15 protein-coding genes and 1 pseudogene are annotated in these 12,842 nt (G+C 71.7%); 12 read left to right on the top strand and 4 right to left on the bottom strand.

The features are described from left to right. Positions 1-108 precede the first annotated feature (108 nt). A complete protein-coding gene (locus ACIBTS_RS32605) occupies positions 109-1,548 on the top strand; it encodes a hydrolase (protein ID WP_399324181.1) in 1,440 nt (479 codons plus the stop codon). A 166-nt stretch (positions 1,549-1,714) separates the two neighbouring features. Next, positions 1,715-2,482: an ArsR/SmtB family transcription factor gene (locus ACIBTS_RS32600; protein WP_399324260.1), complete on the top strand. Its 768-nt coding sequence runs from the start codon at positions 1,715-1,717 to the stop codon at positions 2,480-2,482. Positions 2,483-2,563: 81 nt separating this feature from the next. On the opposite strand, the gene ACIBTS_RS32595 is transcribed toward ACIBTS_RS32600, so the two are convergent. Together ACIBTS_RS32595 and ACIBTS_RS32590 are read right to left on the bottom strand one after the other, a co-directional pair. Continuing rightward, positions 2,564-3,004: an SPW repeat protein gene (locus ACIBTS_RS32595; RefSeq protein ID WP_319676904.1), complete on the bottom strand. Its 441-nt coding sequence runs from the start codon at positions 3,002-3,004 to the stop codon at positions 2,564-2,566. A 112-nt stretch (positions 3,005-3,116) separates the two neighbouring features. Further along, positions 3,117-3,812 carry a type 1 glutamine amidotransferase domain-containing protein gene (locus ACIBTS_RS32590; protein WP_399324179.1) on the bottom strand — a complete coding sequence of 232 codons (696 nt, stop codon included), beginning with the start codon at positions 3,810-3,812 and terminating at the stop codon, positions 3,117-3,119. Between the two features lie 258 nt (positions 3,813-4,070). Here ACIBTS_RS32590 and ACIBTS_RS32585 point away from each other — a divergent pair, with 258 nt between their 5' ends. Further along, the gene (locus tag ACIBTS_RS32585) at positions 4,071-4,238 is read left to right on the top strand and encodes a hypothetical protein (RefSeq protein ID WP_319676906.1); all 168 of its coding nucleotides are present in this window, start codon (positions 4,071-4,073) and stop codon (positions 4,236-4,238) included. A 107-nt stretch (positions 4,239-4,345) separates the two neighbouring features. Here the strand turns inward: ACIBTS_RS32585 and ACIBTS_RS32580 are convergent. Next, positions 4,346-4,516, bottom strand: a pseudogene (locus ACIBTS_RS32580) (LysR family transcriptional regulator); the annotation flags it as partial. Between the two features lie 75 nt (positions 4,517-4,591). Between ACIBTS_RS32580 and ACIBTS_RS32575 the strand changes: the two are divergent. Both ACIBTS_RS32575 and ACIBTS_RS32570 read left to right on the top strand, forming a co-directional pair. Then, a complete protein-coding gene (locus tag ACIBTS_RS32575) occupies positions 4,592-4,675 on the top strand; it encodes a putative leader peptide (protein ID WP_361707062.1) in 84 nt (27 codons plus the stop codon). A 195-nt stretch (positions 4,676-4,870) separates the two neighbouring features. Then, the gene (locus tag ACIBTS_RS32570) at positions 4,871-5,977 is read left to right on the top strand and encodes an LLM class flavin-dependent oxidoreductase (protein WP_399324177.1); all 1,107 of its coding nucleotides are present in this window, start codon (positions 4,871-4,873) and stop codon (positions 5,975-5,977) included. Here the strand turns inward: ACIBTS_RS32570 and ACIBTS_RS32565 are convergent. Beyond that, positions 5,974-7,008 carry an acyl-CoA dehydrogenase family protein gene (locus tag ACIBTS_RS32565; protein WP_399324175.1) on the bottom strand — a complete coding sequence of 345 codons (1,035 nt, stop codon included), beginning with the start codon at positions 7,006-7,008 and terminating at the stop codon, positions 5,974-5,976. The two genes, ACIBTS_RS32570 and ACIBTS_RS32565, sit on opposite strands and share 4 nt — an antisense overlap. A 99-nt stretch (positions 7,009-7,107) precedes the next feature. On the opposite strand from ACIBTS_RS32565, the gene ACIBTS_RS32560 reads away from it, so the two are divergent. From ACIBTS_RS32560 to ACIBTS_RS32530, 7 genes are all read left to right on the top strand, one after another. Continuing rightward, on the top strand, positions 7,108-7,458 hold the full coding sequence (locus tag ACIBTS_RS32560; RefSeq protein WP_319675374.1) for a YciI family protein: 351 nt from the start codon (positions 7,108-7,110) through the stop codon (positions 7,456-7,458). 16 nt (positions 7,459-7,474) lie between these two features. Further along, a complete protein-coding gene (locus ACIBTS_RS32555; RefSeq protein ID WP_399324173.1) occupies positions 7,475-8,683 on the top strand; it encodes an RNA polymerase sigma factor in 1,209 nt (402 codons plus the stop codon). 117 nt (positions 8,684-8,800) lie between these two features. Further along, positions 8,801-10,126: an aldehyde dehydrogenase family protein gene (locus tag ACIBTS_RS32550; protein WP_399324171.1), complete on the top strand. Its 1,326-nt coding sequence runs from the start codon at positions 8,801-8,803 to the stop codon at positions 10,124-10,126. Positions 10,127-10,403: 277 nt separating this feature from the next. Then, entirely contained in the window at positions 10,404-10,568 is a 165-nt protein-coding gene (locus ACIBTS_RS32545; RefSeq protein WP_319675371.1) for a hypothetical protein, read from the top strand. Then, positions 10,565-11,131, top strand: a complete 567-nt coding sequence (locus ACIBTS_RS32540) for a sigma-70 family RNA polymerase sigma factor (protein WP_231976238.1) — start codon at positions 10,565-10,567, stop codon at positions 11,129-11,131. The genes ACIBTS_RS32545 and ACIBTS_RS32540 overlap by 4 nt, the downstream gene beginning before the upstream one ends. Further along, on the top strand, positions 11,128-11,994 hold the full coding sequence (locus ACIBTS_RS32535; RefSeq protein ID WP_319675370.1) for a hypothetical protein: 867 nt from the start codon (positions 11,128-11,130) through the stop codon (positions 11,992-11,994). Before ACIBTS_RS32540 ends, ACIBTS_RS32535 begins: the two co-directional genes overlap by 4 nt. Positions 11,995-12,432: 438 nt before the next feature. Next, on the top strand, positions 12,433-12,831 hold the full coding sequence (locus tag ACIBTS_RS32530; RefSeq protein WP_399324168.1) for a VOC family protein: 399 nt from the start codon (positions 12,433-12,435) through the stop codon (positions 12,829-12,831). The last annotated feature ends 11 nt before the right edge of the window (positions 12,832-12,842 follow it).

The raw sequence follows: 12,842 nt of genomic DNA, 5'->3' as shown, positions 1-12,842 counted from the left end.
CCTTTCAATCGTTCCACGCGTGTAGAACCCTTCGATGCGGGGTCTACGCGCGCAGATTTGGCGCCCGCACCCGCCTCGTGTCCCCCCATCCCCACGGAGGTTCGCCGGATGCTCGGATCACAGAGATCCCGCCGCAACGTCACCGCCTTCCTGGCCGGCCTCGGGCTGCTCGTCACCGGAGCCGCCCTTCAGCTCGGCACCAGCGCCACGCCCGCCGCGGCGGCCACCCCCCACCGCATCCTGTTCGACGACGGCCACGCGGAGGAGGCGGGCAACGCCGACTGGATCATCTCGACCAGCAAGCCCGACCCGCTCTCCCAGGACCCCTCCCCGTCCTCGGAGACCGACTGGACCGGCGCGCTGTCGTCGTGGGGCGTCGCCCTGCAGAAGACCGGCGACTACAGCCTGAGGACCGCCACGAGCGCCCTCACCTACGGCGGCTCGTCGGCCAACGACCTGTCGAACTTCGACACCCTGGTCCTGCCGGAGCCCAACACGCTGTTCACCGCCGCCGAGAAGACGGCGATCATGAACTTCGTGAAGAACGGCGGCGGTCTGTTCATGATCTCCGACCACACCGGCGCCGACCGCAACAGCGACGGTGAGGACGCTGTCGAGATCCTCAACGACCTGATGACCAACAACAGCGTCGACTCCACCGACCCGTTCGGCTTCTCCATCGACTCCCTCTCCATCAGCTCCGGCTATCCGGCCGCGATCAGCGACAGCACCGACCCCGTCCTGCACGGTTCCTTCGGCACCGTCACCAAGAGCCTGATCGCCTCCGGCACCACGGCCACCCTCAAGCCCGCCGACAACTCCTCGGTCAAGGGCCTGCTGTACCGCAGCGGCTACTCCGGGAACACCGGCGCCTTCTTCGCCACCAGCACCTTCGGCAGCGGCCCCGTCGCCTTCTGGGGCGACAGCTCGCCCATCGACGACGGCACCGGTCAGTCCGGCAACACCCTCTACGACGGCTGGAACGACACCGGCGCCACCAACGCCGCCCTCGCGCTGAACGCCACCGAGTGGCTCTCCGGCGCGAGCGGAGGCGGGGGCGGAGGCGGGGGCATCGACTGCGCCGACACCCAGTTGCTCGGCAACACCGGCTTCGAGTCCGGCGCCACCACCTGGAGCGCCACCGGCGGCGTCATCACCAACTCCACCGGCGAGACCGCCCGTACGGGTTCGTACTACGCCTGGCTGGGCGGCAACGGCACCGCCGGGACCGAGACCCTCGCCCAGTCGGCGGCCATCCCGTCCGGCTGCTCGGCGACTCTCGGTTTCTACCTGCACATCGACACCGCGGAGACCACCGCCAGCACCGCCTACGACACGCTGCAGGTGCAGGTCCTCAACAGCTCCGGCACGGTCCTGGGCACCCTGGCCACGTACTCCAACCTCAACGCGGCCGCCGGCTACACCCAGCGCAGCTTCAGCCTGAGCGCCTACGCAGGGCAGACGGTCACGCTCAGGTTCACCGGCACGGAGGGCTCCAAGCTCCAGACGTCGTTCGTCATCGACGACACCGCGCTCAACGTCACCTGACCTCGTCACCCGGCGTCACGCCGGTCCGGGCGCCCCGCAGGAGTCCTGCGGGGCGCCCGCGTGTCGTCGCCCGAGGGACGGTCGGGGGCGGGCGATTGACATGCAGGTAATTGCCTGCATAACGTGGAGTGTGCGATCAGGAGAGGACCCGGGAACGGACCCGGGCATGGGCAAGGTCTTCAAGGCGCTGGCCGACGACACGCGCAGGCGGCTTCTGGACCGGCTGCGCGAACACAGCGGCCAGACGCTCGGTGAGCTGTGCGAGCACATCGACATGACCCGCCAGTCCGTGACGCAGCACCTGGCCGTCCTGGAGGCCGCCCAGCTGGTCGCCACGGTGCGGCGGGGGCGGGAGAAGCTGCACTACCTCAATCCGGTCCCGCTCCACGAGATCCAGGAGCGGTGGATCGACAGGTTCGAGCGCCCGCGGCTGCGCGTGCTCTCCGACGTCAGACGACGAGCCGAGGAAGCCATGACCGACAAGCCCACCTTCGTCTATGTCACCTACATCGCCAGCACCCCGGAGAAGGTCTGGGACGCGCTCACCGACGCCGACCTGACCGCGGCCTACTGGGGGCACAGCAACGTCTCGGACTGGCGGCCGGGCTCCCGCTGGGAACACCGGCGCACGGACGGCACCGGGATCGCGGACGTCGTCGGCACGGTCGTCGAGAGCGAGCGTCCGACGCGGCTGGTCACCACCTGGGCCTCGCCCGACGAGGAGGGGCGAGCGGACCGGCACTCGCGGGTCACCTTCGACATCCGGCCGCACGCGGACATCGTCCGCCTCACCGTCACCCACGAGGACCTCAACGACGAGGGTGAGCTCGCCGCCGTCTCGGGCGGCTGGCCGGCGGTGCTGTCCAACCTCAAGTCGCTCCTGGAGACCGGCAGGACGCTGCCGCAGGAGCCGTGGTCGGTGCCCGCCCACTGAACGGCGAACGCGGCCAGGCCGGCCCGCGGGTGCGGGCCGGCCTGGCCGCCTTCCTGGTCGTGGGGTTCAGGGTGGTGGGCTCTACGGCTTCGGGGCGCTCCTCGCTGCCGTGAAGGCGCACATCGCCCCCAGGATCACTGCCAGAGCGCCGATGATGATGTTGTTCACTGCGACACCGGCGTCCGGGCTGTCGCCGACGACCCACGGTGCGATGATCATCCACACGCCCAGCGCGCACATGGCCCAGCTCAGGCCGTACATGCGGGCGGGAGCCGCGGTGAACCCGAGGGCCAGCAGGCCGATCGCGATGCCGACGATCAGGTTGTGGGTCACGAGTGCCGGCTGGCTGGCGGTGTAGTGGAGTATCCACGGGGATACGGCGCAGTACAGACCGAGCAGGAACACCGGTCCGTCGACGAGCGCCACATCACGGCCACCGAGCATCCGGTCGTAGCGTGCCTGCATCTCGGATACGTCGGGGTGGGTCGATATGTCACTTCTGCCGGGCGAGACGTTGGCCATGACTCGTCTCCTTTGACTTGGCTGGCCTGACCGCGTCTGGTGCGGTGTGCGGTAAGCGCCGCGCAAGTTCATTCTGCCCTTATTTGGCCCTTATGTGTAGTGGTCGGAGGCGTCAGCCCAGTTTCTTGAGCAGTTCGACGGCGAGCGGGGCGGAGGAGGCCGGGTTCTGGCCGGTGACCAGGTTGCGGTCCACGACCACCTTGGGCGCCCACGGCTCGCCGACCTCGACGTCCACACCCGCCTCGGTCAGCCGGTCCTGGAGCAGCCATTTGGCCTTCTCGCCGAAACCGGCCTGGATCTCCTCGGCGTTGGTGAAGGCGGCGATCCGGTAGCCCGCGAAGGCGTTGGCGCCGTCCTCCCGCACGGCGGCCAGGAGCGCGGCCGGGGCGTGGCAGACGACGCCCAGGGGCCTGCCCGACGCGAGCGCGTCGATCAGGAGGCGGCCGGAGACCGCGTCGACGGCCAGGTCCTCCATCGGGCCGTGACCGCCGGGGTAGAAGACGGCCGCGTAGTCGCCGAGATCCACGTCCTCCAGGGGAATCGGCTGCCGCAGCTCGGTCATGGCGGCGAGCGTGGCGGCGATCCGGTCGGCGCCCTCCTGCCCGCCGTTGACCTCGGCGGCGAGGCTGCCCTTGTCCACCGTGGGGACGACACCGCCGGGTGTGGCGACGACGATCTCGTGCCCGGCCGCGCGGAACGCCTCGTAGGGCGCGACGGCCTCCTCGGCCCAGAAGCCGGTGGGGTGCTCGGTGCCGTCGGCGAGCGTCCAGTGGTCGGCGCCGGTCATCACGAAGAGGATCTTGGCCATGGGGGTGCTCCCGGTGTGTGAGGGGTGGGGCGTACGGGTGTTGTACGAAGTACCGCGTCTTCGAACCTAAGCCCTCCCGAGCCCGCGCGATGCACGGGGTCGGGTCGGGCCACTTCATCGGTGCGCCGGATGTACCGAGATCCGCGAGACGGCAATGGGCGCGCTTCAGGGACTCCGGGGCTTCGCACATGATCGCGCCGATCCGGGGCAGGCGCACCTCCGACGACAGGTGTCCATCGGATGGAGGTGTCTGCCGCTATGCGCGCGAAGGTGTTGGAGCGGTTTCCAGCGGGAGCTCCGCGCGGATCGTGGCCGGCGGAGGAGTACGCGGCGCGTCGGAGGGCGGAGGGGGAGCCCGCGACCGTGGTCATGGACCTGAAGTCGGACGCGTTCCTCGTCGTGGTCCCGGCATCCGAGGAGGACTGACCGGGCCGGGGCAGGATCCCGTCCGGACCCCGGACCCCGGACCCCGGCCCCCGGACGCCGACAGCATCTTCCGGGCGCCGCTCCCGTCCGGCCCCCGGCGCCCGGCCCCGCACCGTCCCACTGACCCGGTGCTGCTCGCCCGCCGCCGTGCGCGGTCGGTCCACCGCGGCCGACACCCCGATGGTGTGCGGCAGTAGGTCCCGGCCCGAGGCGCTCATCGTGGCGCCAGTTCGCCTGCGCTCCGGCAACTCCGGCCCGAGTTCGCGCTTCAGATGCCGTTTCAATGGTTCGCGATGCGAGACCGGTTGGGTTTTCCTTGACCGCCGTCGCCGACGGCTGCCACGATCGATCGCATGACGATGCGACTGGACCTCACGCGGCGACGCCATGTCGACCTCGCGCGGGTCTCCAGCGCCTCCTGTTGCGCCGCGTCCTGATCCCTTCCCCACGATCCGCCGCGCTCTTCGCTTTCCCCGCCTGAATTCACCGCGCCGGCGCTCCGTCGCGTCTCAACGTCCCCCGGCCCTGCGCACCCCTTGAATTCGGCGTGCCCGAAAACATTCCGCACCGTCACCGGTGAGATCGCCGCCGTGCCGCGGCCTGCTCCAGGACCTTTTGATCGGAGACCCCACATGTCCCTCGTCTTCCACTGGTTCCTCCCCACCAACGGCGACAGCCGCCATGTGGTCGGCGGCGGCCACGGCACCCCCGCCACCGCCTCCGGACGGGACCGGCCGCCGACGGTCGCCTATCTGAGCCAGATCGCTCGCGCCGCGGAGGACCTCGGCTTCGTGGGCGCGCTCACCCCGACCGGAGCCTGGTGCGAGGACGCGTGGCTGACGACCGCCATGGTCAGCCGGCACACCGAGCGGCTGAAGTTCCTGGTCGCGTTCCGGCCCGGCTTCGTCTCACCGACGCTCGCCGCCCAGATGGCGTCCACCTTCCAGCGGCAGACCGGCGGACGGCTCCTGCTCAACGTGGTCACCGGCGGCGAGAGCCACGAGCAGCGGGCCTACGGCGACTTCCTGGACAAGGACGACCGCTATCGCCGTACCGGTGAATTCCTGGAGATCGTAAGGGAGCTGTGGGAGGGCGAGACCGTCGACCTGAAGGGCGAGCACCTCCGGGTGGAGGACGCGAAGCTGGCGCGGGTGCCGGACCCGGTGCCCGAGGTGTACTTCGGGGGGTCCTCGCCGATCGCCGGTGAGGTGGCCGCGCAGCACGTCGACGTCTACCTCACCTGGGGCGAGCCGCCGGCGCAGGTCGCCGAGAAGATCGCCTGGATCCGGGGGCTCGCTGCGAAGCGGGGGCGGACCCTACGGTTCGGGATCCGGCTGCACGTCATCACCCGCGACACCTCGCAGGAGGCCTGGGCGGAGGCGGACCGGCTGCTCGCCGGGTTCGACGCGGAGACCGTGCGGTCCGTCCAGGCCGGGTTGGCGCGCAGTGAGTCCGAGGGGCAGCAGCGGATGCTCGCGATGCACGGCGGGGGCCGGGACGGGCTGGAGATCCATCCCAACCTGTGGGCCGGGATCGGGCTGGTACGGGGTGGCGCGGGGACCGCGCTGGTGGGGAGCCACGAGGAGGTGGCCGAGCGGATCAAGGAGTATGCGGCGCTGGGGATTTCGGAGTTCGTGCTGTCCGGGTATCCGCACCTTGAGGAGGCCTACTGGTTCGGGGAGGGAGTGCTGCCGCGGCTCGCTGCACTGGGCCTGTGGCGGCACCCCGCTCGCTCCTAGAGGCCGACGGCCAGGGCGTTCAGGTGTGCCCGCCGTGACTCCTGGGTCTGGGCCTGCACCAGGAGGAACAGCGATTCCCTTGCCAGGCGTTGGGCCTTGTGCGTCAGGAGCATGGAGCGGCCGCCGCCCGTCACCACCGCCGCGGTGGTCGCCGCCTGCATCACCTTGTAGGCCATTGTCCTCAGGGCCAGGCGTTCCGTCAGGTGTTCGTGGGGTGCCGCGTCGTCGGCCAGGGCGTAGGCGCGGCGGCGCACGTCCGTGAGGCGGGCGCGCAGCGGGGGCGCCGTGTCCTCGTCCAGGAGGGTCAGGGCCGCCTCCGCGATGCCGAAGACCGCGGGGTTGGCGTTCACCGTCTTGAGACGGTCCGTCGCCGTCCAGCGCTCGTGCGGGGTGCGCAGGGCCACCGCCTCCTCCGGGAGCCAGAGGCCCTCCAGCTCCAGGGAGACCGTGCGGGCCGCGGTGAGGGCGGCCAGGCGCATCGGGGCCGACGCCCGCAGACCCGGCTGCTCCCGCGCCCGCGTGAAGGCGAACAGGGCCTCGTCGGTGTCGGTGACCCCGGCGAGGAGCATCACGTCGTTCAGGCCCCATCCCGTGTACCAGGGGACGGTGCCGTCGAACCGCCAGCCGCCCCGCTCCCGGGTGACCCGGACGGGAACGCGCGGGTAGGCCCGCAGGTGCGCGTATGCCACCCCGGACAGCAGTTCACCGCTCGCCAGCCGGCCCAGCAGGCGCTCGCGCAGCGGACCCGCGCTTCTGGCCAGGGTGAGCACCGGAGTGTGGTGCTGCGTTTGCACGAACCACGTCGAACAGCACGCGCCGGACAGGATCTCCGCCGTCTCGCGCACGACCGCGCCGGGTGCCGCGGCCCCGCCGTACTCCGTCGGCGCGTTCAGTCCGAGCAGACCCGAGCCCCTGATCTCCGTCAGATGGCCGACCGGTACCGCCCCCTGGTCGACCTGTTCCGCGTGCGGCGCGAGGAGGTCGTCGGCGAGGCTGCGGGCGCGGGCGACGAGGGGGTGCGGTGCGGTCATGGGGAAGATTCTTTCCCGTTTCGCGGTGTGGGGTGTCGATCCGGGGGACCGCCGTTCGTGTAGGAGGTGAGAGAACGGCACGAAGCCAAGGAGGACGTCATGCAGTACTACCTGCTCAGCGTGGTCCAGCCGACCGGCGGTCAGCCGCCCGCCCCCGACGAGATGGCCGAGATCGTGCGCCGCGTGGAGGCCCACAACGACGAACTGCGGGCCGCCGGGGCCTGGGTCTTCGCCGGTGGTCTGCACGGACCGGAGACGGCCACCGTGCTGCGCCCCAAGGACGGCGACGTGCTCGTCACCGACGGGCCGTACGCCGAGGGAAAGGAGTACCTGGGGGGCCTGTCCGTGATCCGGGCCGCCGACCTGGACGAGGCCCTGGAATGGGGCCGGAAGGCCGCCCTGGCCATCACCCTCCCCGTCGAGGTCCGCCCGTTCGTGGACACGCACTGAAGCCGGACCCGCCGTGATGAGCGATCCCGTCGACGTCGAGGCCGTATTCCGCGCGGAGTACGGTCGCGCCGTCGCCGTCCTCGTCCGTTTCCTCGGCGACATCGACCTCGCCGAGGAAGCGGTCCAGGACGCCTTCACCACGGCCGTGGTGCGCTGGCCGCAGACCGGTGTGCCGCCGAGCCCGGCCGGCTGGATCATCACCACCGCCCGCAACCGGGCCGTCGACCGGCTGCGCCGTGAGTCCACCCGGGACGCCCGACACACCGAGGCCGCCCTGCTGTACGCCGCCGATCCGCCCGTGGAGGAGGGCCCCGTGCGCGACGACCGGCTCCGCCTGATCTTCACCTGCTGCCACCCCGCGCTCGCCGCGCAGGCGCAGGTCGCCCTCACCCTGCGCCTCCTCGGCGGACTCGACACCGCGCAGATCGCCCGCGCCTTCCTCGTCCCCGAGCCGACCATGGCCCAGCGCCTGGTTCGCGCCAAGGCGAAGATCCGGGACGCGCGGATCCCGTACCGCGTGCCGCGCGACGCCGATCTGCCCGACCGTCTCCAGGGGGTGCTCGCCGTCGTCTACCTGATCTTCAACCAGGGGTACGAGGGTGACGACGGCCTGTGTGCGGAAGCCGTACGGCTTGGGCGGCTCCTCGTCGCGTTGATGCCGGACGAGCCCGAGGCCGTCGGCCTGCTGGCGCTGATGCTGCTCGTCGAGTCCCGCCGGACGGCACGCGAGGACGCCGACGGCACGCTCGTACCGCTGCCCGAGCAGGACCGCGGGCGGTGGGACCGGGAGCTGATCGCCGAGGGGCAGTCGCTCGTCCGCCGATGCCTGCGCCGCAACCGTCCCGGGCCGTATCAGATCCAGGCCGCCGTCCAGGCCGTCCACAGCGACGCGCCGACCGCCGACGCCACCGACTGGCGGCAGATCCTGCACCTGTACGACCAGCTCATGCAACTCGCCCCGAGCCCGGTCGTGGCCCTGAACCGGGCGGTCGCCGTGGCCGAGACGGAGGGACCGCGCCGGGCCCTCGAGCTCGTCGACGCGCTGGACCTCGACGGCTACCACGTCTGGCACGCCGTCCGCGCCGACCTGCTACGCCGCCTCGGCCGCCGCACCGAGGCCGCCCAGGCCTACGAGGCGGCCCTCGCGCTGAGCGAGAGCCCGGCGGAACGCGCCTTCCTCGACCGGCGCGGACACGAACTCGGGGCCGGTGGACGGGCCGAGTGAGAGTGGTCGCCGCCTCGGGAATGTATTTTGGTACATGAATGGTTGGCATATACACCGAGCTGACCGCTCGCCCCGAGAACCCAGGGCCGCAAGGCCCGCGCACCCCAGCGAGGCACCGTGACCACCGCCGCCACCCCCGAACAGCCCGCCGACGTCGTCGCCCGACTGCGCCGCACGTTCCGCACCGGCCGCACCAAGCCCCTCGCCTGGCGCACCGACCAGCTGCGCCGGCTGCGCGCGCTGCTCACGGAGCAGGGCGCCGACCTGGCCGCCGCCCTCCACGCCGACCTGGGCAAGAGCTCCACCGAGGCCTACCGCACCGAGATCGACTTCACGGTCCGGGAGATCGACCACACCCTCGATCACCTCCAGGAGTGGCTGCGCCCCGAGTCCGCCCCCGTCCCGGCCCACCTCGGAGCCGACGCCACCGCCTGGACCCAGTACGACCCGCTCGGCGTCGTCCTCGTCATCGCGCCCTGGAACTACCCCGCCCAGCTGCTGCTCGCGCCGCTGGTCGGCGCCCTCGCCGCCGGCAACGCGGTGGTCGTCAAGCCCAGCGAGCTGGCGCCCGCCACCTCCGCCGCCCTGGCCCGACTGCTGCCGGCCCACCTCGACACCGACGCCGTCGCCGTCGTCGAGGGCGGCGTCCCGGAGACCACCGCCCTGCTGGCCGAGCGCTTCGACCACATCTTCTACACCGGCAACGGCGCCGTGGGCCGTATCGTCCTGCGCGCCGCCGCCGAGCACCTCACCCCGGTCACCCTCGAACTCGGCGGCAAGTCCCCGGCGTTCGTCGACCGGGACGCCGATCTCCCCGTCGTCGCCGACCGGTTGGCCCGCGGGAAGTTCCTCAATGCGGGGCAGACCTGCGTCGCCCCCGACTACGTCCTCACCGACCCGGAGACGGCGGCCGCCCTCGAACCCCTGCTGACGCGCGCGGTCGAGGCGGCCTACGGGACCGACCCGCAGACCTCCGCCGAGTACGGCCGCATCATCAACGAACGCCACTTCGACCGGCTCGCCGGCCTGCTCGGCTCCGGCCGCGTCGTCGTCGGCGGCGGCAACGACCGTACGGACAAGTACATCGCGCCGACCGTGCTCGCCGACGTCGACCCCAAGTCGCCGGTCATGCGCGAGGAGATCTTCGGCCCGATCCTGCCGATCGTGACCGTCGACGGTCTGGACGAGGCGATCGCCTTCATCAACGACCGCGACAAGCCCCTCGCCCTGTACGTCTTCACCGGCTCCGACGACACCCGCGGCCGCATCGCCGCCGAAACCTCCTCCGGCGGCCTCGGCTACGGGCTGCCCCTCGCTCATCTCACCGTCTCCGACCTGCCGTTCGGCGGCGTCGGCGAGAGCGGTATGGGCAACTACCACGGGCGCTACTCCATCGAGACGTTCAGCCACCGCAAGGCGGTGCTGGACAAGCCGCTGGGCTGAGCGGGCTCACAGCGGTGGCGGGCGGCGACGACGGGCGGCAGCCCGCAGCGGACAGGAGCGGACGCGAGCGGGCGGAAGTAGCCCGCCAAGTGGCAACGGGGGAACGGGAATTAGCCCGGAACGGCACGGTCCGTAGTTCGAAACGGCCAATTCCAGCGGACTTTCGAAGCAGGCATGCACGAAACGCCTCCGCCGGACGCCGTGGAGGCAGAAGGTGTAACCGTCGCCTTCCGGGGCTCCTGAGTCCCGTACAGCCAGCGGAAGGACCGAAGGGTCCGTGAACGACCAGTTCGAACAGTTCGCCCGCGACGTGGCGATGTCCCTGCTCGCCCTCCGGGTCTTCGGACCCGGCGTCGTCACCCTCGCGCGCCGGTTCGTCGCCGCTCTCGTGCGGGTCGGCGTCCGTGAGATGGACCACCGGCTCCCGGGGGGAGATCGGTGACCCAGGAGGAGCTGCGCCCCGCGGGAAACCCACGGGCGCCGGAGAAGCTGCCGTTGGACTTCACCGCCTTCCACCAGATGCACCGCCCCCTCTACGTCCGCGAGGCCGAGCGCTCGCTGCGCTGCCGCGCCGACGCCGAGGAGGCCGTGGACGAGGCATTCGTCCAACTCGCCCGGGAGTGGCCGCAGATACTGCGCGCCGAGAACCCCGCCGCCTACGCCTGGCGGGTGATGAAGAACCGCATCATCGACCACGCACGGGCCCGTGGCAGGCGCGCCACGCTCATGGACACCGCCGTCTTCGAGACGGTCACCCTGCAGGGCGCCGAGGACGCCTTCGAGGTGATCGAGCAGAACCTGCGGATGTTCCACGCGATCTCCACCCTCCCCGAGCGCCAGCGGGACGTCATCCGGCTGCGCTACTGCGAGGGCTACAGCACCGCCGACGTCGCCTTCCACCTGGGCATCACCGAGGCCGGGGTGCGCTCCAGCGAACGGTATGCCAAACGCCGGCTCCGGGAGATCTACACATCGTGCGCCGAGGAGGAGGCGGAGCGGTCATGACCTTCGACACCGCGAGCGACATCGACACCCTGCTGTCCAGAGCGCGCCTCGTGCCCACGGCGCCCTACAGCCGCGCGGACATCGAGGCCGCCGAGGCCCGCATAGCCGCCCGGGTCGCGGCCGGCGGCGCCGACGGACCTGTGGCGGGGGACTGCCCACAGCGCGCCGTGGCGGGCCGCCGTCCCCCGCGGGCCCACCCCGCGGCCCGGGACCTCAAAGCGCTGTGCGAGGCGCTGCTGACCCGCCCCGGCGCCCTGCAGGGCCTCGGCAACTTCCTCGGCAGCGCCCTCCCCGAGCCCTCCGGGGCGCGCATCCTCGGCAGCCTCCTGTACCTGGCCGGCTGCGAGGACAGCGCCCGCTTCTGGTGGCAGTACGGCGCCGGCGCCTCCGACACCGTCTCCTCGTACTGCCTCTACCTCCACCACCGGTCGATGGGGGAGGACGAGGAAGCCGACTGGTGGCTGCGGCACACCGAGATCACCCCCGCCACGCTGAGCAGGGAGGCCACCGAACGGGAGATCGCCACGGCGCTGCATGTGCTCAGCGGACTGCGGCGCGGCCGTCGCGGACTGCCCAGGGCCCTGCGCGCCCTGGTCGAGTACGTGCCGGCCGTGGTCGGCTTCGTCGACGACGACCTCGAACTCCCCCTCCCCGACGGCGATCTGGCCGAGATCGTGGAGGAGGCCGTCGCTCATGGCACGCCGCCCGCCAAGGAGCGCCGGCGCGCCAGGTCGGGCGCACTGCCCGAACGCCGGGGGCCCGCCGTGCACACCGTGTCCTCGGCCACCCCCCGCACGTCCCGGCGTTGGAGCCGTGACGTCCAGGAGGCGCTGCGCCGGTGCGAGGAGACCGTGGCCTGTTGAGAGGAGACCGTGGCCTGTTGAGGGGCCGCTGCAGGCACCGGGGCGTGTCCGTGGTGCGTGCGGGGCTCCCCGACCGACCACCGCAACGGTCCCCGCGCAGGCTGCCGGCGTCCGGCACCCCGGCCACCTGCCCGTCAACCGCGCCGGCTTCGGAGCGACGCGGCTGACGGGCAGCGCCGCCTGCTGCCCCGGTACGCCCGGCGATCGAGCTCGGCGTTCATTGCACCGACACCGCCGCCTGCTGCTTCTCCGTCCTGCGCGGGCCGCGCGACCCGCATCCGACCCGTACCGGATGCGGCCGGGGCGGCGCCGGCTCCTCGCGGCGGGCCTGCACCGCCACCAGCACCGGAGGCGACTGGCGCGAAGTAAGTTTTACGTATAACCTCTCCCGTCAATCGCCCCTCCCACAAGCCTCCCGTACCTCCCCGAAAGGCCCCGATGAGTCGTATCGCCCTGGTCACCCTCGTCGTCGACGACTACGACGAGGCGATCCGCTTCTACAGCGAGGCGCTCGGCTTCCGGCTCGTCGAGGACGAGCCGCGCCCCGACGGCTCGCGCTGGGTCGTCGTACGGCCGGGTGCCGGCCAGGACGGCACCGGGCTGCTGCTCGCCCGGGCCAAGGGCGACGCCCAGCGCGCCCGGATCGGCGACCAGAGCGGCGGCCGCGTCGGGTTCTTCCTGCACACCGACGACTTCGCCGACGACCACGCCCGGATGCTCGCCGCCGGCGTGACCTTCCTGGAGGAACCACGCCACGAGCCGTACGGCTCCGTCGCCGTCTTCGAGGACCTGTACGGAAACCGCTGGGACCTGCTCCAGCCCGCCACCACCGCCTGAGAACCACCTGC

Source organism: Streptomyces sp. NPDC050121 (assembly GCF_044460385.1).
GTDB lineage: Bacteria > Actinomycetota > Actinomycetes > Streptomycetales > Streptomycetaceae > Streptomyces > Streptomyces soliscabiei.
This window is presented reverse-complemented; position numbering and strand designations above follow the sequence as displayed.